The sequence below is a fragment of the Pseudomonas sp. SWRI179 genome (assembly GCF_014268705.1).
Classification (GTDB): domain Bacteria; phylum Pseudomonadota; class Gammaproteobacteria; order Pseudomonadales; family Pseudomonadaceae; genus Aquipseudomonas; species Aquipseudomonas zanjanensis.
The window spans coordinates 92,293-114,252 of sequence record NZ_JABWRA010000019.1; the positions used below are offsets into that span (position 1 = coordinate 92,293).

Below are 21,960 nucleotides of genomic sequence, written 5' to 3' on the forward strand. Positions count from 1 at the left end.
TGCGGTCTCACTGGATGAACGCGTTGCCTGGATTGGGGTCGCTGCGCAACCCAGCGGGAGCAAGCTCCCTCGCCACGGGGATATGGAGGGTTCCGAGATTCCAGGCACTACAGTAAACGGAATGATTCGCCGCCCGCGCAGTCCCAGATTCTAGTCTTTTGAATAATTTGGAGTTTTTCTATGCGCCAACCCACCCTGATCGCCAGCCTGTTCCTGATCGCCGGCCTCACCGCCTTTGGGCCTGTCGCGCAAGCGGTCGAGAAAACCGGTGACGCCCTGGAGCATTCGCCGAGCAATGGCCGCAGGTTGGTGGAGAACGACCGGGTACCGGCGGACTACCAGCGTGCGGACAGGGCCGTGAAAGACTGGAAGCAGAAGGAACTCGAGCAGCCGACAAACGACCAGCAATGGGTGCAGATCGACGACAAGTACTTGCTGATCGAAACCGTGTCCGGTGCCATCGTCAAGATCGTTCCGGCCACCCGTTAAAGCACTTCGCCTTTGTCCCACAAATGCACCAACTCGCCAGGTGCCCGGTCCTCGGGCACCTGCAGCACCATCTCGTCGTCCTGATCGTTGGCGCGATAACGCACCTCGATCTGGAAAAACCGCTGGTCCCCGCGCCCGGGCGTGGAGGAGGTCAGTGGCAGGCAGCCCTCCAGGACCGAGCAGATGCGGGTGCGCTGGTCGAGGTCGCACTGGGCGAACTCGATTTCCCGTGGCCGGGTCAGCGCATGGATGGCGGCCACGCCGCCCTGGCGCGACAGCCGTACCACGGCCTTGTCGTCGAGGTCTGGAAGGGTTTTCATCAGTTCTCCTGTGTCAGGTCGACGCCGACCTGGGCCCAGCCGTTCTGCACCGCTTGCACTTCCCGCGTGCCGAAGCGCTGGCGGGCGTGCTCGACAGTCAGGCGGGCGAAGGCGCTGAAGGACGCGTCATTGGCCAGTCTTCGGTCGCACAAGGTTTCATACCAGATCCGGCCGGCCTTTTCCCAGGCAAATCCGCCCAGCGTGGTCGCCGCCAGATAAAAGGCCCGGTTGGGAATGCCCGAGTTGATGTGCACGCCACCGTTGTCTTCACGGGTGATCACGAACTCGCGCATGTGCGCCGGTTGTGGGTCCTTGCCCAGCAACGGGTCGTCGTAGGCGGTGCCGGGGTTGGACATGCTGCGCAGGCCGTCGCCGTTGATCTTGTCGGTGAGCAGGTCGGCGCCGATCAGCCAGTCGGCCTGGTCGGCGGTCTGTTCGAGCACGAACTGCTTGACCAGCACACCGAACACGTCGGAGATGGACTCGTTCAGCGCACCGGACTGGTTGGCGTAGATCAACCCGGCTTCGCTTTCGGTGACGCCATGGGCCAGTTCGTGGGCCACCACGTCGAGGGAGCGGGTGAAGCGCTGGAAGATTTCGCCATCGCCGTCGCCGAATACCATCTGCGCGCCGTTCCAGAAGGCGTTTTCATAGCCCTGGCCATAATGCACGCTGCCCACCAGGGCGAAGCCTTTGTTGTCGATGGAGTCGCGCCCCAGGACCTTCCAGAAAAAATCATAGGTGGCGCCGAGGGCATCGTAGGCTTCGTCCACGGCCGGGTCGCCACTGGCCGGCTGGCCTTCCAGGCGTACCGGCTGGCCGGGCAGTTCCATGCGGTTCTGGGCGTCGTGCACGCTGCGTTGCGGGTGTCCGGCCTTGCCGGGCTTGGGCAGCGCGGCCGCGACGGGCGGGTGGCTGGGCGGTCCAGGGTTGTGCCGCAGGTTGCGCACGTGGGTCAAGGTGCCGAGGGCGCTGGAGCGTTGCTGCTCGGAGCCATGGGCAATGATGCGATTGAGGATGTACGGCGGAATGAAACCGTGGAGCGGGCGAGAGTCGATCATCAGAAAATCCTTATCTGAAATGCAGGGTCGATACCCATGTGAACCGAAGAGGCCGTTGCGGTTCCCTGGCCATGGCAGACAACGTTTGCCATGGGCCCTGATTTCTGCGAAAACCCCGCGCCTGGATCACACGAGGGATACGCCATGAATGAAGAACTGCAAATCATCGACCTGCAACAGGGCGACGGCAAAAGCGTAGTCAAAGGTGCGCTGATCACCACCCAATACCGCGGCACCCTTGAAGACGGCACCGAATTCGATTCGTCCTACAGTCGCGGTAAGCCCTTCCAATGCGTGATCGGCACCGGCCGCGTCATCAAGGGCTGGGACCTGGGCCTGATGGGCATGCAAGTCGGCGGCAAGCGCAAGCTGCTGGTGCCGGCGCACCTGGCCTACGGTGAGCGGTCCATGGGCGCCCATATCAAGCCCAACGCCAACCTCATTTTCGAAATCGAGTTGCTGGAAGTCCTGACCCGGGACGATTGAGGGGCGTGGAGCGGGTCAGGATCGCTCGCTGAACACTGGGATGCGTCCGTTGACCGAGGGACGGTAGCGCCAGGTCAACTGCTCCAATCCGGGTTCGCTTTCCAGAAGTACCGCCAGGGTGGCGTGGGCGATGCCCATGGCCAGGGTTTGGCCCGGACATTCATGACGGCCGCTGCCGAAGCTGAAACTGCGGCGGTTCGGTCGGTCGAGCAACAGCGTGTCCGGTCGTGGGTTGAGCTGCGGGTCGCGGTTGGCCGAGGCCAGCAGCACCAGGATCGTTTCGCCGGGGTTCAAGGCGCTGCCGAGGATTTCGCAAGGGGCGACGACGAAGCGGCGGGTGTTCTGCACGGGCGGGTCGAAACGCTGGACTTCGGCCAGCAACGGGCCGAGTTGTGCCGGATCGTCCCGCAGTGCCTGGCGCAACGCCGGGTCGCCGATCAGCGCCAGCAGCGCGTTGCCGATCAGGCCAGCCGTGGCTTCGTAGGTTTGCGAGAGCAGGCCGATCAGGTTGGCGATCTTGCTGTCCGGCGCCGTGTTTTCGAAGCCTTGATCAATGTGCGTCAACAAAGGGTTGTCCTGCGCCTCGATCCGTTCCTCGAACAACCTGGCCAGTTGCTCGCTGGCCCGGTGCGCCGCGTCCAGTTGCGGCGCCTGGCTCAGGGGCGACAGGCAGGCGACGAAGCTCCCTGTCAATTCGCTGATCAGGTGACTGTCCGTCGGGTTGAAACCCAGCAACGCCGCGACCACGCTGACCGGCCCGATGAACTGGGCCTGATGCAGGCCTTCGGCGCCGTCCCGGAGCAAGCGGGCCCTGACCCGTGCTTCGACCTGTCGGGGGGTGATGTCCTGCAACCCCGGCGCAATCACTGCCCTCGGGCACCGCTGGCGTTCACCTTCGTTCATGCGCATCAGGTGGCCGAACACGCGGCCGGCCGGCCCCGCGGCGATGGCCTTGGGCACGGGCTCGTGGGCCGGGCGCACGTGGCAATCGGGATGATGCAAGACTGCACACACTGCCTCGGCGCTGCTGGCGATCCACAGGTTCAGCCCGGGGTCGAAGGCCAGACCGCCGGCGGCGCGCAGGGTGGCGTAGAAAGGGTAAGGGTCGGGATGCGTCGCGGCGGTGATCGGGTCCATGAAGCGCTGCCTTGTTCGTGAGGAAGAAAGTGTTGCTACTATCTCCAGTCGATGCATGGCTTGATTCGTCAGGGAGCGAAATATGAACGCAGAACAGCATGATCTGGGTGTGTCCCACGTGGCCGCGGCCATCGCCGAGCCGGCCCGCACCCGAATGCTCTGTGCGCTGATGGACGGCCATGCCCGCACCAGTACCGAGTTGGCGAGCATCGCCGAGGTCAGCGCTTCAACCGCCAGCGCCCATCTGGCGAAACTCAAGCAGATGACCCTGGTGCGCCTGCATGTCCAGGGGCGGCATCGTTATTACAGTCTGGCGGACCCGCGCGTGGCCCAGGCACTGGAGGCGCTGATGGTGATCGGCCAGAGCGCCGCGCCGACCTTCACGCCGCGCACGCCGGATCGCCTGCAATTTGCCCGCACCTGCTACGACCACATGGCCGGCACCTTGGCGGTGCGCCTGCACGATCGCATGCTCGAGATGGGGTGGTTGGTGGAGGTGGAGGGCGAGGGTTATCGACTGAGTGAATCCGGCGAGGCGCTGTTCGACGGATTGGGTATCGATGTCCAGCGCCTGGCCACGCAACGCCGCCGATTTGCCTGCCCCTGCCTGGACTGGAGCATGCGCCGCCCGCATCTGGGGGGAGCCTTGGGCGCGGCGTTGCTGCAAGTGGCGATCAAGCGCAAATGGGTGATCCAGGATTTGGACAGCCGGGCGCTGGGAGTGACGGCCAGTGGTCGCAGGGAGATGGTGTCGCGGTTTGGGATCAATGCCGAAATCGACGTCAAACCCACTGGCGCTATCGCGAGCAAGCCCGCTCCCACAGTGGACCTGCGCTGAACACAAGACTCATGGCCACCCCCAAATCCCCTGTGGGAGCGAGCCTGCTCGCGAAGGGGCCTTCACATCCAACCTCCATGCAAGCTGATCCACCGCTTTCGCGAGCAGGCTCGCTCCCACAGTGGACCCGCGCTGAACACAAGACCCCTGACCACCCAAGATCCCTGTGGGAGCGAGCCTGCTCGCGAAGGGGCCTTCACATCCACCCTCCATGCAAGCTGATCCACCGCTTTCGCGAGCAGGCTCGCTCCCACAGTGGATCTGCGCTGAACACAAGACCCCTGACCACCCAAGATCCCTGTGGGAGCGAGCCTGCTCGCGATAGCCATTCCAGCACCACCCTCGTCATCCAGCCATGTGCCTGCGCCGATATTCATCCGGCGTGGTGCCCATCATTTTGCGGAACATGCTGATGAATGCCGAGGCGCTGCTGTAGCCCAGGTCCAGGCCGATGGTTTCCACGCTCTGGCCGCGTTCGAGCAGGGCCAGGGCCTCGATGACTTTCAGGCGCTGGCGCCATTCCACCAAGGACATGCCCAGGTCCCGTTGGGCCCGGCGCATCAGTGTGCGCTCGGTGGTGTTGGCGGCGCGGGCCAGTTGCGGCAAGGAACGCGGGTCGCTGGGGTTCGCCTCCAGGGCCCGCAATACGGGCCCCAGCAGTGGGTCATCGGAGAAAGGCAAGTAACTGCCGACATGGGGCGCTTGCGTCAGCTTGTCCACCAGCACCTGCAACAAGCGCTGCTGCTCGGGCGTCTGCGGTTGGCTCGGTGGGTCGCTGCGCAGCTCTTCCAGCAACGCGCGGATCAGCGGGCTCAAGGTCAGCGCGCAGGGTACCGCCGGCAGCGCAGCGCACAGTTCAGCCGCCAGGTACAGCGAACAATGGCAGGCCTCATGCCGATTGAAGCCCACGTGTTCCATGTCCGGCGGCAGCCAGATGCCGTACTGCGGTGGCGCCAGGTAATGGTGCTGGGCGATCTCGATTTCCATCACCCCACTGTAGGAATAGACGAACTCACCCCAGGCATGCCGGTGCCGCGGGTAAGTGGCGTGGGCCGGCATGCAGGCGCTGCGGAAGAAAATCGGCGAGGGCAGGGCCGCGTCGAACGGAGGAATCTTCAGGTGTTGGGCTGGAGGCTGCATATCGACCGCAATGGCGGATTACCGGGATGGCTTGTCGGGTAATCACTATATCCAGCAAAGGTGTCAGGCAGACAATCCTTTCATCTGTTATTTCTGCCCAAAGGACCTTTCCCATGACCACCCGCCGTGCCCTGGATGGCCAGGTCTGCGCCCTGATGACCGGCCTCTGTGCCATTTGGGGTTTCCAGCAAGTCGCGATCAAGGCCGGTGCCGTCGACATGGCGCCGATGCTGCAACTGGGCGTGCGCTCGGCCATCGCCGCGGTACTGGTCTGGCTGTTGGTGCTGGCCCGCGGTGAGCGTCTGTCCCTGACCGATGGCAGTTGGCGCCCCGGCCTGCTGGTGGGGTTGTTGTTTGCCTTGGAGTTCGTATTGGTGGGCGAAGGCCTGCGCCATACGACGGCTTCGCACATGGTGATTTTCCTCTACACCGCACCGATGTTCGCCGCCCTCGGCTTGCACTGGAAACTGCCGAGCGAGCGTCTCAAACCGGCGCAATGGTTGGGCATCGCCGTTGCATTCGGCGGGGTCGTGGTGGCCTTCAGTGGCGGCTCGGGTGCAGCGAACGGTAGCTCATTGCTTGGCGATGGCATGGGCTTGCTGGCGGGTGCGCTGTGGGGCGCAACCACGGTGACGGTTCGTTGTTCGCGGTTGACCGACGTACCGGCCAGCCAGACGCTGCTGTATCAATTGGTGGGCGCCGGGGTGCTGTTGATCGGAATGTCGGCGGTGCTGGGACAAACGACGATCAATCCCACGCCGCAACTCATCGCCAGTATGGCGTTCCAGGTGTTGCTGGTGTCCTTCGCCAGTTTCCTGGTCTGGTTCTCCCTGCTACGCCGTTACCTGGCTTCGCAACTGGGGGTGCTGTCGTTCATGACGCCGCTGTACGGCGTCGGATTTGGCGTCTGGTTGCTGGATGAGCCGCTGGAGCCGAACTTTATCGTTGGCGCGGTGATGGTGCTCGGCGGGATCTTGCTGGTCAGTGGTTACGGATGGTTTCGCCAGCGTTGGGGGCGATGGCCGGTTTTACGGCGCGAGTAACTGAGCGAAGTGAAGTGTAAAAAAAGCCCACCCCTGCAAGAACAGGCGTGGGCTTTTTGTTACTGACCTCACCACTCAGTCAGGTGTGGCCACAAAAGCTTTGGCTCAAACCTTGACGATCCAACCCGCCGGCGCTTCCACGTCGCCGGTCTGCACGCCGGTCAGCTCTTTGTAGAGCTTCTGGGTGATCGGGCCGACTTCGGTTTCGCTGTGGAACACGTGCAGCTTGTCCTTGTAGCTGATGCCGCCAATTGGCGTGATCACCGCAGCGGTACCGCAGGCGCCGGCTTCCTTGAAGTCCGCCAGTTTGTCGATGAACACGTCGCCTTCGATCACTTCCAGGCCCAGGCGCGATTTGGCCAGTTCGATCAGTGACAGGCGGGTGATGCCCGGCAGGACCGAAGGGGAATTGGGGGTGATGAATTTGTTGTCGTGGGTGATGCCGAAGAAGTTGGCCGAGCCGACTTCCTCGATTTTCGAGTGGGTCAGCGGATCCAGGTAGATGCAGTCGGCGAAACTGGCCTTCTTGGCCTGGGAACCGGGCATCAGGCTGGCGGCGTAGTTGCCACCGACCTTGGCCGCACCGGTGCCTTGCGGGGCGGCACGGTCGAAGCTGGAGATCAGGAAGTTGTGCGGGGTCAGGCCGCCCTTGAAGTAGGCGCCGACCGGGATGCAGAAGATCGAGAAGATGAACTCGGGTGCGGTGCGCACGCCGATGTTGTCACCCACGCCGATCACGAACGGGCGCAGGTACAGCGCGCCGCCGGTGCCATACGGCGGGATGAAGCGCTCGTTGGCGCGGACCACTTGCTTGCAGGCTTCGACGAACTGCTCGGTGTCTACGTGCGGCATCAGCAGGCGGGCGCAGCTGCGTTGCATGCGGGCGGCGTTCTGGTCCGGGCGGAACAGGTTGATCGAACCGTCCTTGCAACGATAGGCCTTCAGGCCTTCGAAGCACTGCTGACCGTAGTGCAGGGCAGTGGAGCCCTCGCTGATGTGCAGCACGTTGTCTTCGGTCAGGGTGCCTGTGTCCCAGGCGCCATCGCGCCAGTGCGACAGGTAGCGCTTGTCGGTCTTGATGTAGTCAAAGCCCAGTTTGTCCCAATTGATGCTCTCGTTACCCATGACACCCTCTATTTCCTGACAACCGTCGAAACGGTTCAAGGCTTCTGACGTTTTGAATGGGGACAACAATACTTCATTCCGGGGGTGTTTCGCAGCCTGCGCGATGAGGAGCAGGAGATATTTGCTGCCGACTCCCCGTGGCGAGGGAGCTTGCTCCCGCTCGGCTGCGAAGCAGTCGTATCCCGGTGAACGCGGTGTGACTGGATAATCCCGTCGCTTGGATTAGGGCCGCTTCGCAGCCCAGCGGGAGCAAGCTCCCTCGCCACGGGTGCAGCGCAAGCCTACAGATGCAACGCATGCCCCAACGCCCGCAACGCCGCTTCCTGCACGGCCTCGCCCAGGGTTGGATGGGCATGGATGGTGCCGGCGATGTCCTCCAGGCGCGCACCCATTTCCAAGGATTGGCCGAATGCGGTGGACAGCTCCGACACGCCCACGCCAACCGCTTGCCAGCCGACGATCAAGTGATTGTCCCGGCGCGCCACGACGCGGACGAAACCGCTTTTCGATTCCAGGGTCATGGCCCGGCCGTTGGCGGCGAACGGGAAGCTCGACACGATGCAATCCAGACCGGCAGCCTTGGCCTCGTCCGGCGTCTTGCCCACCACGACCAGTTCCGGGTCGGTGAAGCACACCGCCGCGATGGCCGTCGGGTTGAACTCCCGGTGCTGGCCGGCGATCAGCTCGGCGACCATCTCGCCCTGGGCCATGGCCCGGTGGGCGAGCATCGGTTCGCCGCTCAAGTCGCCGATGGCCCAGACATTGCGCATGCTGGTCTGGCAACGGCTGTCGATCTTCACCGCCGCACCGTTCATCGCCAGGTTCAGTGCTTCGAGGTTCCAGCCCTGGGTGTTGGGTTTGCGCCCAACCGCCACCAGCACCCGGTCGGTGTCCAGGTTCAACGTGTCGCCATTGGGATCACGCACTTGCAAGGTGCTGGCCTGGGCGTCGAAACCTTCAACGCTGTGCTTGAGGTACAACTTCACGCCCAATTGCTTGAGCGCCTCGTGCACCGGTTGCGTCAGCTCGCCGTCGTAGGCCGGGAGGATGCGCTCCTGGGCCTCGACCACGCTGACCTCGGCGCCGAGCTTGCGATAAGCAATGCCCAGCTCCAGGCCGATGTAGCCACCGCCGACCACCACCAGGTGCTTGGGCACCGAGGTGGGGGCGAGGGCTTCGGTGGAGGAAATGATCGGCCCGCCCACGGGCAGCATCGGCAGGTTGACGCTTTTCGAGCCGGTGGCCAGCAGCAGATGTTCGCACTGGATGCGGGTATCACCGACCTCGACAGTCTTGCCATCGATGACCTTGGCCCAGCCGTGAATGACCTGGACCTTGTGCTTCTTCAGCAACGCGGCGACGCCGGTGGTCAGGCGATCGACGATACCGTCCTTCCATTCCACGCTCTTGCCGATGTCCAGCGATGGCGCCGAAACCGTGATGCCCAAGGCTGAGCCCTGGCTGTGATGCCGGGTCTGGTGGAACTGCTCGGCCACATGGATCAACGCCTTGGACGGGATGCAGCCGATATTCAGGCAGGTACCGCCCAGCGCCTGGCCTTCCACCAGGATCGTTTCAATGCCCAGTTGGCCGGCGCGGATTGCCGCTACGTAACCGCCCGGGCCGCCGCCGATGATCAGCAGCTTGGTGTTCAGAGTTTGCATGGCTTACTCCACAAATAAAGTGGCAGGTTGTTCGAGCAAGCCACGCAGGGCCTGGATGAATTGCGCCGCGTCCATGCCGTCGACCACCCGGTGATCGAAGGAACTGGAGAGGTTCATCATCTTGCGAATCACGATCTGGCCCTTGATCACCATGGGCCGCTCGACGATCTTGTTCACGCCGACAATCGCCACTTCCGGCAGGTTCAACACCGGCGTGCTGACGATGCCGCCCAACGCGCCAAGGCTGGTCAGGGTGATGGTCGAGCCGGAGAGTTCATCGCGACTGGCCTTGCCCGTGCGGGCCGCCGTGGCCAAGCGGGAAATTTCCGCCGCGCTGTCCCACAGGCTGCGAGCCTCGGCGTGACGCACCACCGGCACCATCAGGCCGACGTCGCTCTGGGTGGCAACACCGACATGCACCGCACCGGAGCGATGGATGACCTGGGCCTCGTCGTCGTAGCGCGCGTTCATTTGCGGGAAGTCCCGCAGGGCCACGACCAGGGCGCGGACCAGGAACGGCAGCAAGGTCAGCTTGCCGCGACTGGCGCCGTGTTTTTCATTCAGGTGAACCCGCAGCTCTTCCAATGCGGTGACGTCGATTTCCTCGACGTAGCTGAAGTGCGCGGCGCGCTGGGTCGCTTCCTGCATGCGCTGGGCGATCTTGCGGCGCATGCCGATCACCGGGATCTGCTGCTCGTCATGGCGCTCGGCATAACCCGAGCGGCCCTTGGCCTGGGTCGACGAACCCTGGGCCAGATAGGCTTCCAAGTCTTCATGCAGAATTCGCCCGGCAGGGCCGCTGCCCTGGACCAGGCGCAACTGGATGCCCAGGTCCAGCGCGTGTTTGCGCACGGCCGGCGAGGCCAATGGGCGCTCTTCCGGGTCGCGGGCCACAGGCGCTTGCGGGGCGCAGCGTGGCGCGGCGGCTTTTTCCACCACCGGTTCAGGCGTGGCCACTGGCGCTGGCGTTGGCGCCTGTACAGCCGCCGCTGCTGGAGCCGGTTGCGCCGATTCTTTCAAGTTACCCGCACCTTCGACTTCAATGCGGATCAGTTCGCTGCCCACCGCCATCACTTCACCGGGCTCGCCACCCAGGGCGATGACCCGGCCATGCACCGGCGACGGGATGTCGACCATCGCCTTGTCGGTCATGACATCGGCCAGCACCTGGTCTTCGACCACCATGTCGCCGACCTTGACGTGCCACACCGACAGTTCAACTTCCGCGATGCCTTCGCCGATGTCCGGCATCTTGATAACGTGCGTGCCCATTCAGACCTCCATGACCCGTTTCAACGCCGCGCCCACACGGGACGGCCCTGGGAAATACGCCCACTCCTGCGCGTGCGGGTAGGGGGTGTCCCAACCGGTGACACGCTCGATGGGCGCTTCCAGGTGGTGGAAGCAATGTTCTTGCACCAACGACACCAGCTCGGCGCCGAAACCGCAGGTGCGGGTGGCTTCGTGGACCACCACGCAGCGGCCGGTTTTCTTCACCGACTTGACGATGGTCTCCAGGTCCAGCGGCCAGAGGCTGCGCAGGTCGATGACTTCGGCGTCGATGCCGGTCTCCTCGGCGGCGACCTGGGAAACGTAGACCGTGGTGCCGTAGGTGAGGATGGTCACGTCCTTGCCCGGACGGGTGATGGCGGCGACGTCCAGCGGCACGGTGTAGTAACCGTCCGGCACTTGTGCCTGCGGATGCTTGGACCACGGCGTCACCGGGCGGTCGTGGTGGCCGTCGAACGGGCCGTTATACAGGCGCTTGGGTTCGAGGAAGATCACCGGGTCATCGTTTTCGATGGAAGCGATCAGCAGGCCCTTGGCGTCGTAGGGGTTGGACGGCATCACGGTGCGCAGGCCGCAGACCTGGGTGAACATCGCCTCGATGCTCTGGCTGTGGGTCTGGCCGCCATAGATACCACCGCCGCAGGGCATGCGCAGGGTCATCGGCGCGGTGAACTCGCCGGCCGAGCGATAGCGCAGGCGCGCCGCTTCGGAAATGATCTGGTCCGACGCCGGGTAGACGTAGTCGGCGAACTGGATTTCGGCCACCGGTCGCAGCCCATAGGCGCCCATGCCCACTGCCACGCCGACGATGCCGCTTTCGGAAATCGGTGCGTCGAATACCCGCGAGGTGCCGTACTTGTTCTGCAGGCCTTCGGTGCAGCGGAACACGCCGCCGAAGTAACCGACGTCCTGGCCGAACACCACGACGTTGTCGTCGCGCTCGAGCATCACGTCCATGGCCGAGCGCAGGGCCTGGATCATGGTCATGGTGGTAGTGGTCATGGCGGTGTCCAACGCAATATTGTTGTTGTGATCGTTCATGTCAGATCCCCAACTGCTGACGCTGGCGCTTCAAGTGCTCCGGCATCTCTTTGTAGACGTCTTCGAACATGGTCGCGGCGCTTGGAATCTGCCCGCCGGCGAGGGTGCCGTACTGCTCGGCTTCCTTCTGCGCGGCGATCACCTCGGCTTCGAGTTCGGCGGTGACGGCGGCATGTTCCTCTTCGGACCACTGGCCGATCTTCACCATGTGCTGCTTGAGGCGGGCAATCGGATCGCCCAGGGGGAAGTGGCTCCAATCGTCGGCGGGGCGGTACTTGGAGGGATCGTCCGAGGTGGAGTGCGGGCCGGCGCGGTAGGTGACCCATTCGATCAGCGCCGGGCCGAGGTTGCGGCGGGCGCGTTCGGCGGCCCAGCGCGAGGCGGCGTAGACCGCCATGAAATCGTTGCCATCGACACGCAGGGAGGCGATGCCGCAACCGACGCCGCGTCCGGCGAAGGTGGTGGCTTCACCGCCGGCAATGGCCTGGAAGGTGGAAATCGCCCACTGGTTGTTGACTACGTTGAGGATCACCGGCGCGCGGTAGACGTGGGCGAAGGTAAGGGCGGTGTGGAAGTCCGATTCGGCGGTGGCGCCATCACCGATCCAGGCCGAGGCGATCTTGGTGTCGCCCTTGATCGCCGAGGCCATGCCCCAACCCACGCCCTGGATGAATTGCGTGGCGAGGTTGCCGGAAATGGTGAAGAAACCGGCGTCCTTGACTGAGTACATGATCGGCAACTGCCGGCCCTTGAGCGGATCGCGCTCGTTGGACAGCAGTTGGCAGATCAGGTCCACCAGCGGCACTTCGCGGGCCATCAGGATGCTTTGCTGGCGGTAGGTGGGGAAGCACATGTCGTCGATGTTCAACGCCAGGGCCTGGGCGCTGCCGATGGCTTCTTCGCCAAGGCTCTGCATGTAGAACGACATCTTTTTCTGGCGCTGGGCGACCACCATGCGGTTGTCGTAGATGCGCGTCTTGAGCATGGCACGCATGCCCTTGCGCAGGATCTCGACGGGGATATCCGCAGCCCAATCGCCCAGGGCATTGCCCTGGTCATCGAGCACGCGGATCAGGCTGCGGGCCAGGTCGGCGGTGTCGGCGGGTTCGACGTCGATGGGTGGTTTGCGCACCGTGCCGGCATCGGACAGATGCAGGTAGGAAAAGTCGGTCTTGCAGCCGGGACGGCCCGAGGGTTCGGGAACGTGCAGGCGTAGCGGTTCATACGCTGGGTTCATGGCTTTCTACGCTCGATCTTGTGAATTTCTTGTAGTGGGCGCGCTAGCTGACGAATTTCCCTGGGTAGGTGGGAAATTGTCCTACAACAATCATAGGCTCGACGAAGAAGAATATTTTTCTCTGTTCGCTTGCTGTTCAGATCATTTGCAGATAAAAAATCTGCACAACGATAAAAAACAGGACTATTTGTCTCATGCGTAAATTGGATCGCACCGACATCGGCATTCTGAACAGCCTTCAGGAAAACGCCCGCATCACCAACGCCGATCTCGCCCGTTCGGTCAACCTGTCACCCACGCCGTGCTTCAACCGCGTCCGGGCCATGGAAGAGCTGGGGGTGATTCGCGAGCAGGTCACGCTGCTGGATGCCGACTTGTTGGGGTTGCACGTCAACGTGTTCATCCATGTGAGCCTGGAGAAGCAGGTGGAAGAGGCGCTGCAGCACTTCGAGGAGGCGATTTCCGACCGGCCGGAGGTGATGGAGTGTTACCTGATGGCCGGCGACCCGGATTACCTGATTCGCGTGCTGGTGCCGACGATCCAGTCGTTGGAGCGGTTCATGATGGACTTTTTGACCAAGGTCCCGGGCGTGGCGAACATCCGCTCCAGCTTTGCCCTCAAGCAGGTGCGCTACAAGACCGCGCTACCGTTGCCGGCCAATGGGTTGACCTTGGGCACCTGAACATCAAAGGATCGCAGCCTTAGGCAGCTCCTACAGTTGTGGTTTGCTGACGGCTCATTGTTGCCTGACCCACCGCCATCGCGAGCAGGCTCGCTCCCACACCGGATTGTACTGTTGGTCGAGTTCTGCGATCACCGCTGAACCCTGTGGGAGCGAGCCTGCTCGCGAAGGCGTCGGCATATTCAGCTCTGATGTAAGCAGACCCACCGCTATCGCGAGCAGGCTCGCTCCCACATTGGATAGGTGGCGACCTTAGAGCTGGTTGATCGGAATCTTCAGATAAGTCACGCCATTGCCCTCGGCCGGTGGCAGGTGTCCGGCGCGCACATTCACCTGGATCGCTGGCAGCAGCAGGGTTGGCATGCCCAGGGTCTTGTCGCGCTGGGTACGCATGGCCACGAACGCGGCTTCATCGATCCCATCGCGGACATGAATATTGTGCTGGCGCTGTTCACCCACGGTACTCACGCACTGGGGCTCCCGCTCCTCCGGTGGATAGTCATGACACACATACAGCCGCACGCCCGCGGGGAAGGCCAGCAGCTTGCGGATCGAGGCGTAAAGCTGACGGGCGTTGCCACCGGGAAAGTCGCAACGGGCGGTGCCCACGTCGGGCATGAACAGCGTGTCGCCCACCAATATCACGTCGCCATCGATCAGGTAGGCCATGTCCGCCGGGGTGTGGCCGGGCACGTGCAGCGCGGTGGCCTTGAGGTTGCCGATCAGGAAGGACTCGTCGGCCGCGAACAGGTGGTCGAATTGCGAACCGTCGACGGCGAATTGCGGCTCCAGGTTGAACAGGGCCTTGAACACGTTCTGCACCTGGCCGATGGACTCGCCAATGGCAATCTTGCCGCCCAGTTCCCGACGCAGATAAGGCGCGGCGGACAGGTGATCGGCGTGGGCATGGGTTTCCAGCAGCCATTGCACCGTCAACCGATGTTCACGCACAAACGCGATTACCCGATTGGCCTGCACGGTGCCGCTACGGCCTGAAGCCGGGTCGTAGTCGAGCACCGGATCGACCACCGCGCAGTACCCGCCGTCGTGTTCGTACACGACGTAAGTAAAGGTCTTGGAGGCGGGGTCGAGAAAACTTTGGATCTGCGCGGGCATGACAGCGAACCTATGCGGGAAGAACTCATGAGGGGGCTGCTACGCCCGAGGCGTCGGACCGGCCCAGCGGGAGCAAGCTCCCTCGCCACCTCTCTATCTTGGATAAATGGCATGTGTTGCAAACCTTGAGGTTTACAACTTATGGTCCGCAGCTTAGTGAGGACCAAGGCGTCCTGCAAATGCGATCGCACCTGCCAACAGGTGTGCTCGGCTTGAGAGAACCGGAATGTTACTGGCAAGTTTTTTTGGTGTGGTCATGGGCCTGGTCCTTGGCCTGACGGGCGCGGGCGGCGGCATCCTGGCGGTGCCAGCATTGGTGTTGGGCCTGGGCTGGAGCATGACCCAGGCCGCGCCGGTGGCGTTGTTCGCGGTGGGCAGCGCCGCGGCGGTGGGGGCCATCGATGGGCTGCGTCATGGGCTGGTGCGCTATCGGGCGGCATTGCTGATTGCGCTGCTGGGTGCGGTGTTCTCGCCGCTGGGCATCTACCTTGCCCACCAGCTTTCGGAAAAAATCCTGATGATCCTGTTCAGCCTGTTGATGGTGCTGGTGGCGGCGCGCATGTTGCGCCGGGAAACGCCGCAAGCGGGGCCCAGCGATCACGGTGCCGCCAGTTGGGGCCAGAAGAATTGCATGCTCGACCGCCAGACCGGGCGCCTGGCCTGGACCGCCCGCTGCACAGCTACGCTGTCGGCATTGGGGGCAGTGACAGGCATGGTCTCGGGGCTACTGGGCGTGGGCGGCGGCTTCCTGATCGTGCCGGCGTTCAAGCAACTGACTGACGTGCAGATGCGCGGGATCGTCGCGACGTCCTTGATGGTCATCAGCCTGATTTCGCTGATTGGAGTGGTGGGCGCGTTTCATGCCGGCGTGAGCATCGACCGGGTCGGTGCGGTGTTCATTGCGGCGAGTATTGCTGGGATGGTGCTCGGGCGGCGATTGTCGACCCAGGTCCCGGCCCGGGCGTTGCAGGTGGGGTTTGCCGGGGTGTGCCTGGGGGTGGCGGTGTTCATGTTGGTGCGGGCTTAGCAACGACGAATCAGGATTGCACATTGCCTTTGTGGCGAGGGAGCTTGCTCCCGCTGGACTGCGAAGCAGGCCCATACGGTCTTGACCCACGGCGTCTGCTTCGCAGCCGAGCGGGAGCAAGCTCCCTCGCCACAGGGGGCGATGTGATCCGCCTAACCACAGGGATCGCGTGATGTTTACAACGTTCGGCACTGCATCGAAAACCCCAACGCCACCGATTGTCCTTGCTCAAGCAAACGCAACCCCGGCCGTCCTGGCAGGTGGTGGGCATTGACCGGATGACTGACCGGTTCGATGCAGAAGAAATCCAAACCGACTGGACAGTACAGCAGGAAAAATTCGCTGCCGCTGGCACGGCATTCCAGTTCATAACCCAGGTCCGGTTGTTGGATCAGGCACTGCCCATCCCAGCCACCGAAGCCGTTGTCGACAAGGGTGTCCGGCAGTAACCGGGATTGCTGGAAATCCCACTCCGAGGGAACGCCCCTCAATTTCGTTGGCAGTTTCGAGGCGTCGCACATCCACACTTCGCTGGCACCGGTTTGCAGACGGGTACCGCTTGTGCGCGGGAAATACGGATGCAAACCCAGCCCGTGCCAGGCGGCCTGTTCGGCCATATGTGTCACATGCAATGCCATTTGCAACTGGCCGCCACTCAAGCGGATCCGCAAGCTGGCGCAATAGGCGAACGGGGTTCGACTGTCGAGTTGCAGCAGCGCTTCCTGGTCGTTCTGTTCGGTGACCTGCCACGGTTGCTGCCAGGCACTGCCATGGATCGGAAACGGATCGTTGGGGCTGTTGGCCTCCAGGGCGAGCCAGCCGCTTGGGCAATCGAAACCGCCTTGGGCGATCCGGTTCGACCACGGGATCAACGGGAAGCAGCCGAGTTTGCCTGGCAGGCCGTTTTCCAGTGCGTGCGGCGCGGGCGGGCGTAGCAGGGGAGCGCCGGTGCTGCGCAATGTCCATTCAACGAGGCTGGCGCCCAGGTGCGGGGCCAGGGTCAGGTGGGTCAGTTCGTCTTCGAGGTAGAGAAGGGGCTGCGTCATGGTGGTCGCGTCTATTGGGAAGAGCAGATATAGGACGGGCAGATAGCTTTTTTGGGAAGGGCAGATAGCTTTTGTGGCGAGGGAGCTTGCTCCCGTTCGGCTGCGGAGCAGACGCCCGAGTTCAAACCGGGTGGGCCTGCTGCGCAGTCCAGCGGGAGCAAGCTCCCTCGCCACAAGGGGGCTTGCTCGCCTACAGGGTTACAACACCAAATGCGGCAACCACAGCGAAATGGCAGGCACGTAGGTCACCAGCAGCAGCACCAGGAACAGCATGGCGTAGAACGGCAGCAGGGCCTTGACCGTGCTTTCGATGCTGACCTTGCCGATGGCGGAACCGACGAACAACACCGCGCCCACCGGTGGCGTGATCAGGCCGATACCCAGGTTCACCAGCATGATCATGCCGAACTGCACCGGGTCCACGCCGATGCCGACGATCACTGGCATCAGGATCGGCGTCAGGATCAGGATCAGCGGCGCCATGTCCATTACGGTGCCCAACAGCAGCAACATCACGTTGATACACATCAGGATCACGTAGCGGTTGTCCGACAGGGTCAGGAACGCGGTGGTGATCTTCGCCGGGATTTCCATCAGCGTCATGATGTAGCCGAAGCTGGCGGCGAAGCCGATCAGGATCATCACGATGGAGATGGTGCGCACCGTACGGTGCATCAGTTTCGGCAACTCGCTCCACTTGTAGTCGCGATAGATGCACATGGTGACGAAGAACGCCCACACCACGGCAATGGCGGCCGATTCAGTGGCGGTGAACACACCCGAGAGAATGCCGCCAAGGATGATGAACAAGGTCATCATGCCCCACATGGCTTCCTTGCAGATCTTCAACGCTTGTTTGAGCGGAATCACTTCGCCCTTGGGGTAATTGCGCTTTTTCGCGAAAACCAGGCACAGCGCCATCAGGCAGAGGTTCATCATGATGCCGGGGACGATGCCGGCCATGAACAGCGAACCGATGGAGACGGTGCCGCCGGCGGCAAGGGAGTACAGCACCGCGTTGTGGCTGGGCGGTGTCAGCAGCGCTTGTACCGAACCACTGACGGTGACGGCGGTGGCGTATTCACGCGGGTAGCCCCGGCGTGTCATTTCCGGGATCAGCACCGAGCCGACCGAGGCGGTATCGGCCACCGAGGAACCGGAGATCGCGCCAAAGAAACTCGAGGCCACGAGGTTGACCAGGGACAAGCCACCGCGCACGAAACCTACCAGCACGCTGGCGAAGGCCACCAAGCGGCGGGACATGCCGCCCTCGGCCATGATCGCACCGGCCAGGACGAAGAACGGAATGGCCAGCAGCGAGAATTTGTTCACCCCGCCCGTTATCTGAATCATCATGGCCTGGAACGGAATATCGATCCACCACGCCCCGATCAGGGCGGCAGCGCCCAGCGCGTAGGCGACCGGCATGCCGATCAGGATCAACAGCAAAAAACTGCCCAGCAGAATCAGAGCGTCCATTAAGCGGCACCTTCGTTTTCTTCAACCAGGTCGAACTGCACGACCCGACGCTGGCTTTGATCACCCAGCAAGAGTTTTTCCAGGACAAAAATCAGGGTCAGGAAGCCACCGACCGGGATCGGCATGTACGTGATGCCGACGCGCAAGGTGGGGATGGCGCTCATGAATTGATTCCAGGTGGTCATGCACAGCTTGGTGCCCCAGATAGTCATGAAAATGCACACGGCCGCCATCAGCAGCTGGGAGAAAATCGACGCTGCGTTTTTCAAGTGAGGTGGCAGGCGGCTGGTGACCATGTCCACGGCCATGTGCGAGCCGGAGCGGTAACTGGCGGCGGCACCGATGAAGGTGAAGACGATCATCAGCAAAATGGCGGTGGGTTCCGGCCAGCTCGAGCCTGAGCCCAGCACGTAGCGGGCGAATACCCCCCATGGAATCATCAGGGCAACTGCCAGGACGGAGAGGCCGGCGACCCAGATGCAAGTCATGTAAATCTTGTCGTTGATACGCAGCAGCAAATTCTTCATCGGGTTCCACCGTAACTGGGCGCGCCTCTTAACCGCAGGCGCGCCCAGCCGTTTCATGAGTACAGATTAAGAGGCCTTACTGGACAGCTTCGATGCGCTTGATCAGGTCGGCGTACGGCGCACCGTATTTGGCCCGGATTGGCGCAGTGGCGTCATAGAAGGGTTTCTTGTCGACGGTGATGAACTCGACGCCGGCGGCCTTGAGTTTTTCTTCACTGGCGGCGGACTTCTTGTCCCACAGCACGCGCTCTTCAGCCTGGGCAGCCTTGGCGGCTTTTTTCACCATGTCCTGCTGCTCTGGGGTGAGCTTGTTCCAGGTGATTTTCGACATCACGATTGGCTCAGGCAGGATCAGGTGGCCGGTCAGGCTGTAGAACTTGGCGTTCTGGTAGTGGTTGTGCTCGAGCATGGTCGGCGGGTTGTTTTCCGCGCCGTCGATCACGCCGGTCTGCAAGGCGCTGAAGATCTCGCCGGTGTCCATCGCGATGCCGTTGGCGCCCATGGCGTTGAAGGTCTCGATGAACATCGGGTTGCCTTGGACGCGAATCTTCATGCCCTTGAGGTCTTCGATCTTGCGCACCGGCTTCTTCGTGTAGAGGTTGCGCGTGCCGCCATCCATCCACGCCAGGGCCACCAGGCCGAACTCGGAGTTGGTGATGCGGTCGAGGATTGCATCGCCGACTTCACCGTCGATCACGGCGCGCATGTGGGCCTGGTCGCGGAAGATGAACGGCATGTTGAAGACGTTCACGTCCGGCACCACAGGGCCGACGATGCCCAGGCTGACGCGAGACATCTGGATCGCGCCGGCTTGCATCTGCTCGATGACTTCTTTCTCAGAGCCCAGTACGCCACCCGGGAAGTACTTGAACTTCAATTCGCCGTTGCTCTCTTTTTCCAGGGTTTTACCCATGGACTCCTCGGCGACTACGGTTGGGTAGCCCTTGGGGTGGATGTCGGCGATCTTGATGTCCAGAGCGTGTGCCGCCTGGGCCAGGAAGGCCAGGGGCAAGGCCGCGATCAGAAGTGTGCGTTTGAAATTCATGGTCAATCTCCAGTGTTGTTGTTTTTATGTCTATCGATGTGAAGCGGCAAAGCAGATCAGTTCGCGGAGTGTTTCCATCCTCCGAACGCAGGTTCAGCCAGGCCCTTGACGCCGGGGTTCAGCGCGAACACGCCACCGGCCAGGGACTGCGGGTCGTTGTCGTCGCCCGGGCGGATCGAGGTGACGAAAAGGGTGTCCAGCTGGCTGCCGCCAAAGGCGCACATGGTCGGTTTTTTCACCGGCACTTCCAGCGAACGGTCGAGACGTCCGTCCGGGGTGAAACGGTGAATCAACCCAGCGTCGTTGGCGCAGATCCAGTAGCAACCGTCGGCGTCCACCGCCGCGCCATCCGGCCGGCCGGCCAGGGGCATCATGTCGACGAACAGCCGGCGGTTGGACGGGGTGCCGCTGTCGATGTCGTAGTCGAAGGCCCAGATCTGTTGGATCAGCGGGTGAGAATCGGAGAGGTACATCGTCCGGCCGTCCGGGCTGAAACCCAGCCCGTTGGGCACGATGAACCCACTCAGTTGCGCCTCCACCGGGCTGCGTTGCCCAGCGTCATAACGGTACATCCGGCCTTCGTCGGCGTTGGCGCCCATGTTCAGCACCATGCTGCCGGCCCAGAAACGGCCCTGGCGGTCGCAACGGCCATCGTTGAGGCGCATGTCGGTGCGGCTGTGTTCGACGCTTGCACAGAGTTCGCTGTCGAGGCTGCCGTCGTCATGGGGGTGCAGGCGAAAGAAACCGCTTTCCATACCCGCGATCCAGCCGCCGTCCTGGTGGCGGGCGATGCAGGCGAGCATTTCGGGGGCTTCCCAGCCTTGGATTTTTCCGCTGCTGGCGTTCCAGCGTTGCAGGCCGCCGTTGGGAATGTTCACCCAGTACAGCGAGTTTTCCTCGGGGACCCACACCGGGCTTTCCCCGACAGCATTGCGTGCATCGACAATCAATTCGGCTTGCATGGTGATTCCTTGGTTCGTTCGTATCCCATGAACAACAGACGAATCAGTCGTCGAACGGGCCGGCTGCGACAAAGGCGCCACCCTGGTAGATCCTGGCCGGATCATCGGCGGCCGGCATCGGCTGCGCTTCGACCTTGTCGCGGAAAATTTCGGACGTGTCCTTGGGCTGGTAGCCCAGGTGCGCGGCGTGGCTGTTGTCCCACCAGACATCGCGGTTGGCGGAGACGCCGTAGACCACGGTGTGGCCGACCTTCGGCGTGTAGAGCGAGCATTCGATCAGTTGGGTGAGGTCGTCGAAGCTCAGCCAGGTGCTCATCATCCGGCGGTTCTGCGGCTCGGGGAACGACGAGCCGATGCGGATGCTCACGGTCTCGATGCCGTAGCGATCGAAATAGAAACTGGCCATGTCTTCGCCGTAGGACTTGGACAGGCCGTAGTAGCCATCCGGACGGCGAAGGCAATGGGCGTCGAGGGCCTCGTCCTGCTTGTAGAAACCGATGACATGGTTGGAGCTGGCGAAAATCACACGCTTGACGCCGTGCTTGCGCGCCGCTTCATAAATGTGGAACACGCCACTGATGTTGGCGCCAAGGATCTCTTCGAACGGGCGCTCCACCGAGACACCACCGAAATGCAGGATAGCGTCGACGCCTTCCACCAACTGGTGCACGGCCTGCTTATCCGACAGGTCGCAGGGCACCACTTCTTCGCTTTCGTCGATGGCCTGGGCCATGTTGGCGATGTCCGACAGGCGAATGTGGCGGGCGTAAGGCTTGAGGCGTTCGCGCAAGACTTTGCCAAGGCCGCCGGCGGCGCCGGTCAAGAGCAGGCGATTGAAGGGGGGGCGAATCTGTGTCGTGGTCATGGCATTACCTGAGCAAACAATGAGAGGTACAGTTGTTATAAGTTGTCGTACGACCGAGAGGAAATATCCTTATCCTTCCGCTACCTTGTCAACGTTTGATCGACGAACCGCTCTGGATCGGCGTCCCTGCCGCAGGTTGCCATGGGATGCGCCCATGGCAATATCCCGTGTTACAGCAGCGAGATCGGGTAGTTGAAGATGATTCGGTTTTCGTCGAATTCGTTGGTGCTGAAGTCACGACGAAGCGACGAGTTACGCCATTTCACGTTGAGGCTCTTCAGCACACCGCTCTGCACGGTGTAGGCCAGTTCACTTTCGCGGCCCCATTCCTTGCCGTCG

Annotated in this window: 23 protein-coding genes; 6 read left to right on the top strand and 17 right to left on the bottom strand. The window is 62.6% G+C overall.

Features of this window, described 5'->3' with window-relative positions:
* Positions 1 to 180 precede the first annotated feature (180 nt).
* Positions 181 to 489, top strand: a complete 309-nt coding sequence (locus HU767_RS13280; RefSeq protein ID WP_186706146.1) for an RcnB family protein — start codon at positions 181 to 183, stop codon at positions 487 to 489.
* Here HU767_RS13280 and HU767_RS13285 read toward each other — a convergent pair.
* Complete coding sequence (locus tag HU767_RS13285) at positions 486 to 809, bottom strand: protealysin inhibitor emfourin (RefSeq protein ID WP_053122893.1); 324 nt, start codon at positions 807 to 809, stop codon at positions 486 to 488. The genes HU767_RS13280 and HU767_RS13285 overlap by 4 nt on opposite strands.
* Positions 809 to 1,870 carry a M4 family metallopeptidase gene (locus tag HU767_RS13290; protein WP_186706147.1) on the bottom strand — a complete coding sequence of 354 codons (1,062 nt, stop codon included), beginning with the start codon at positions 1,868 to 1,870 and terminating at the stop codon, positions 809 to 811. Before HU767_RS13290 ends, HU767_RS13285 begins: the two co-directional genes overlap by 1 nt.
* Positions 1,871 to 2,014: 144 nt before the next feature.
* Between HU767_RS13290 and HU767_RS13295 the strand changes: the two genes are divergently transcribed.
* On the top strand, positions 2,015 to 2,356 hold the full coding sequence (locus tag HU767_RS13295) for an FKBP-type peptidyl-prolyl cis-trans isomerase (protein ID WP_092254046.1): 342 nt from the start codon (positions 2,015 to 2,017) through the stop codon (positions 2,354 to 2,356).
* A gap of 15 nt (positions 2,357 to 2,371) precedes the next feature.
* Here the strand turns inward: HU767_RS13295 and HU767_RS13300 are convergent, their stop codons facing one another.
* Complete coding sequence (locus tag HU767_RS13300; RefSeq protein WP_186729718.1) at positions 2,372 to 3,493, bottom strand: cytochrome P450; 1,122 nt, start codon at positions 3,491 to 3,493, stop codon at positions 2,372 to 2,374.
* 82 nt (positions 3,494 to 3,575) lie between these two features.
* On the opposite strand from HU767_RS13300, the gene HU767_RS13305 reads away from it, so the two are divergent.
* Positions 3,576 to 4,331 carry a metalloregulator ArsR/SmtB family transcription factor gene (locus tag HU767_RS13305; protein ID WP_186729719.1) on the top strand — a complete coding sequence of 252 codons (756 nt, stop codon included), beginning with the start codon at positions 3,576 to 3,578 and terminating at the stop codon, positions 4,329 to 4,331.
* 345 nt (positions 4,332 to 4,676) lie between these two features.
* On the opposite strand, the gene HU767_RS13310 is transcribed toward HU767_RS13305, so the two are convergent.
* Positions 4,677 to 5,471 (bottom strand): helix-turn-helix transcriptional regulator, encoded by a 795-nt coding sequence (locus tag HU767_RS13310; RefSeq protein WP_186706150.1) that lies wholly within the window; start codon positions 5,469 to 5,471, stop codon positions 4,677 to 4,679.
* Positions 5,472 to 5,584: 113 nt separating this feature from the next.
* Between HU767_RS13310 and HU767_RS13315 the strand changes: the two genes are divergently transcribed.
* Positions 5,585 to 6,514 carry a DMT family transporter gene (locus HU767_RS13315; RefSeq protein WP_186729720.1) on the top strand — a complete coding sequence of 310 codons (930 nt, stop codon included), beginning with the start codon at positions 5,585 to 5,587 and terminating at the stop codon, positions 6,512 to 6,514.
* Between the two features lie 105 nt (positions 6,515 to 6,619).
* Here the strand turns inward: HU767_RS13315 and HU767_RS13320 are convergent, their stop codons facing one another.
* The 5 genes from HU767_RS13320 to HU767_RS13340 all read right to left on the bottom strand — a co-directional run bounded on the left by HU767_RS13320 (position 6,620) and on the right by HU767_RS13340 (position 12,871).
* The gene (locus tag HU767_RS13320) at positions 6,620 to 7,639 is read right to left on the bottom strand and encodes a branched-chain amino acid aminotransferase (protein ID WP_186706271.1); all 1,020 of its coding nucleotides are present in this window, start codon (positions 7,637 to 7,639) and stop codon (positions 6,620 to 6,622) included.
* 281 nt (positions 7,640 to 7,920) lie between these two features.
* The gene (gene lpdA, locus HU767_RS13325; protein ID WP_186729721.1) at positions 7,921 to 9,303 is read right to left on the bottom strand and encodes a dihydrolipoyl dehydrogenase; all 1,383 of its coding nucleotides are present in this window, start codon (positions 9,301 to 9,303) and stop codon (positions 7,921 to 7,923) included.
* Between the two features lie 3 nt (positions 9,304 to 9,306).
* The gene (locus HU767_RS13330) at positions 9,307 to 10,575 is read right to left on the bottom strand and encodes a dihydrolipoamide acetyltransferase family protein (protein ID WP_186729722.1); all 1,269 of its coding nucleotides are present in this window, start codon (positions 10,573 to 10,575) and stop codon (positions 9,307 to 9,309) included.
* Positions 10,576 to 11,634: an alpha-ketoacid dehydrogenase subunit beta gene (locus HU767_RS13335; RefSeq protein ID WP_030141237.1), complete on the bottom strand. Its 1,059-nt coding sequence runs from the start codon at positions 11,632 to 11,634 to the stop codon at positions 10,576 to 10,578.
* A 1-nt stretch (position 11,635) separates the two neighbouring features.
* Positions 11,636 to 12,871: a 3-methyl-2-oxobutanoate dehydrogenase (2-methylpropanoyl-transferring) subunit alpha gene (locus HU767_RS13340; protein WP_030141238.1), complete on the bottom strand. Its 1,236-nt coding sequence runs from the start codon at positions 12,869 to 12,871 to the stop codon at positions 11,636 to 11,638.
* A gap of 194 nt (positions 12,872 to 13,065) precedes the next feature.
* Here HU767_RS13340 and bkdR point away from each other — a divergent pair, with 194 nt between their 5' ends.
* Entirely contained in the window at positions 13,066 to 13,554 is a 489-nt protein-coding gene (gene bkdR, locus HU767_RS13345; RefSeq protein ID WP_003202929.1) for a Bkd operon transcriptional regulator BkdR, read from the top strand.
* A 252-nt stretch (positions 13,555 to 13,806) separates the two neighbouring features.
* Here bkdR and HU767_RS13350 read toward each other — a convergent pair whose 3' ends face one another.
* Positions 13,807 to 14,670: an MBL fold metallo-hydrolase gene (locus tag HU767_RS13350; RefSeq protein ID WP_186729723.1), complete on the bottom strand. Its 864-nt coding sequence runs from the start codon at positions 14,668 to 14,670 to the stop codon at positions 13,807 to 13,809.
* A gap of 226 nt (positions 14,671 to 14,896) precedes the next feature.
* Here HU767_RS13350 and HU767_RS13355 point away from each other — a divergent pair, with 226 nt between their 5' ends.
* Positions 14,897 to 15,697, top strand: a complete 801-nt coding sequence (locus HU767_RS13355; protein WP_186729724.1) for a sulfite exporter TauE/SafE family protein — start codon at positions 14,897 to 14,899, stop codon at positions 15,695 to 15,697.
* 176 nt (positions 15,698 to 15,873) lie between these two features.
* On the opposite strand, the gene HU767_RS13360 is transcribed toward HU767_RS13355, so the two are convergent.
* The 7 genes from HU767_RS13360 to HU767_RS13390 form a co-directional block, all read right to left on the bottom strand.
* Positions 15,874 to 16,743, bottom strand: a complete 870-nt coding sequence (locus tag HU767_RS13360) for an aldose 1-epimerase (protein ID WP_186729725.1) — start codon at positions 16,741 to 16,743, stop codon at positions 15,874 to 15,876.
* 198 nt (positions 16,744 to 16,941) lie between these two features.
* On the bottom strand, positions 16,942 to 18,222 hold the full coding sequence (locus HU767_RS13365; RefSeq protein WP_186706157.1) for a TRAP transporter large permease: 1,281 nt from the start codon (positions 18,220 to 18,222) through the stop codon (positions 16,942 to 16,944).
* A complete protein-coding gene (locus HU767_RS13370) occupies positions 18,222 to 18,749 on the bottom strand; it encodes a TRAP transporter small permease (RefSeq protein WP_186706158.1) in 528 nt (175 codons plus the stop codon). The genes HU767_RS13365 and HU767_RS13370 overlap by 1 nt, the downstream gene beginning before the upstream one ends.
* A 76-nt stretch (positions 18,750 to 18,825) precedes the next feature.
* Positions 18,826 to 19,794, bottom strand: a complete 969-nt coding sequence (locus HU767_RS13375) for a TRAP transporter substrate-binding protein (protein ID WP_186729726.1) — start codon at positions 19,792 to 19,794, stop codon at positions 18,826 to 18,828.
* 56 nt (positions 19,795 to 19,850) lie between these two features.
* Positions 19,851 to 20,756, bottom strand: coding sequence for an SMP-30/gluconolactonase/LRE family protein (locus HU767_RS13380; protein ID WP_186729727.1), 906 nt, complete (start codon positions 20,754 to 20,756; stop codon positions 19,851 to 19,853).
* A 43-nt stretch (positions 20,757 to 20,799) separates the two neighbouring features.
* Entirely contained in the window at positions 20,800 to 21,621 is an 822-nt protein-coding gene (locus tag HU767_RS13385; protein WP_186729728.1) for an NAD(P)-dependent oxidoreductase, read from the bottom strand.
* Positions 21,622 to 21,791: 170 nt separating this feature from the next.
* Positions 21,792 to 21,960, bottom strand: a 169-nt coding sequence (locus HU767_RS13390) for an OprD family outer membrane porin (protein WP_186729729.1), incomplete at its 5' end; no start/stop codon positions are given.

Coding starts and splice junctions, on each gene's coding strand:
- HU767_RS13290 (WP_186706147.1), bottom strand. CDS start 1,870: ATGATCGACTCTCGCCCGCTCCACGGTTTCATTCCGCCGTACATCCTC.
- HU767_RS13335 (WP_030141237.1), bottom strand. CDS start 11,634: ATGAACGATCACAACAACAATATTGCGTTGGACACCGCCATGACCACT.
- HU767_RS13355 (WP_186729724.1), top strand. CDS start 14,897: ATGTTACTGGCAAGTTTTTTTGGTGTGGTCATGGGCCTGGTCCTTGGC.
- HU767_RS13340 (WP_030141238.1), bottom strand. CDS start 12,871: ATGAACCCAGCGTATGAACCGCTACGCCTGCACGTTCCCGAACCCTCG.
- HU767_RS13375 (WP_186729726.1), bottom strand. CDS start 19,794: ATGAATTTCAAACGCACACTTCTGATCGCGGCCTTGCCCCTGGCCTTC.
- HU767_RS13320 (WP_186706271.1), bottom strand. CDS start 7,639: ATGGGTAACGAGAGCATCAATTGGGACAAACTGGGCTTTGACTACATC.
- lpdA (WP_186729721.1), bottom strand. CDS start 9,303: ATGCAAACTCTGAACACCAAGCTGCTGATCATCGGCGGCGGCCCGGGC.
- HU767_RS13380 (WP_186729727.1), bottom strand. CDS start 20,756: ATGCAAGCCGAATTGATTGTCGATGCACGCAATGCTGTCGGGGAAAGC.
- HU767_RS13350 (WP_186729723.1), bottom strand. CDS start 14,670: ATGCCCGCGCAGATCCAAAGTTTTCTCGACCCCGCCTCCAAGACCTTT.
- HU767_RS13295 (WP_092254046.1), top strand. CDS start 2,015: ATGAATGAAGAACTGCAAATCATCGACCTGCAACAGGGCGACGGCAAA.
- HU767_RS13315 (WP_186729720.1), top strand. CDS start 5,585: ATGACCACCCGCCGTGCCCTGGATGGCCAGGTCTGCGCCCTGATGACC.
- HU767_RS13360 (WP_186729725.1), bottom strand. CDS start 16,743: ATGACGCAGCCCCTTCTCTACCTCGAAGACGAACTGACCCACCTGACC.
- HU767_RS13385 (WP_186729728.1), bottom strand. CDS start 21,621: ATGACCACGACACAGATTCGCCCCCCCTTCAATCGCCTGCTCTTGACC.
- HU767_RS13300 (WP_186729718.1), bottom strand. CDS start 3,493: ATGGACCCGATCACCGCCGCGACGCATCCCGACCCTTACCCTTTCTAC.
- bkdR (WP_003202929.1), top strand. CDS start 13,066: ATGCGTAAATTGGATCGCACCGACATCGGCATTCTGAACAGCCTTCAG.
- HU767_RS13330 (WP_186729722.1), bottom strand. CDS start 10,575: ATGGGCACGCACGTTATCAAGATGCCGGACATCGGCGAAGGCATCGCG.
- HU767_RS13365 (WP_186706157.1), bottom strand. CDS start 18,222: ATGGACGCTCTGATTCTGCTGGGCAGTTTTTTGCTGTTGATCCTGATC.
- HU767_RS13280 (WP_186706146.1), top strand. CDS start 181: ATGCGCCAACCCACCCTGATCGCCAGCCTGTTCCTGATCGCCGGCCTC.
- HU767_RS13305 (WP_186729719.1), top strand. CDS start 3,576: ATGAACGCAGAACAGCATGATCTGGGTGTGTCCCACGTGGCCGCGGCC.
- HU767_RS13370 (WP_186706158.1), bottom strand. CDS start 18,749: ATGAAGAATTTGCTGCTGCGTATCAACGACAAGATTTACATGACTTGC.
- HU767_RS13285 (WP_053122893.1), bottom strand. CDS start 809: ATGAAAACCCTTCCAGACCTCGACGACAAGGCCGTGGTACGGCTGTCG.
- HU767_RS13310 (WP_186706150.1), bottom strand. CDS start 5,471: ATGCAGCCTCCAGCCCAACACCTGAAGATTCCTCCGTTCGACGCGGCC.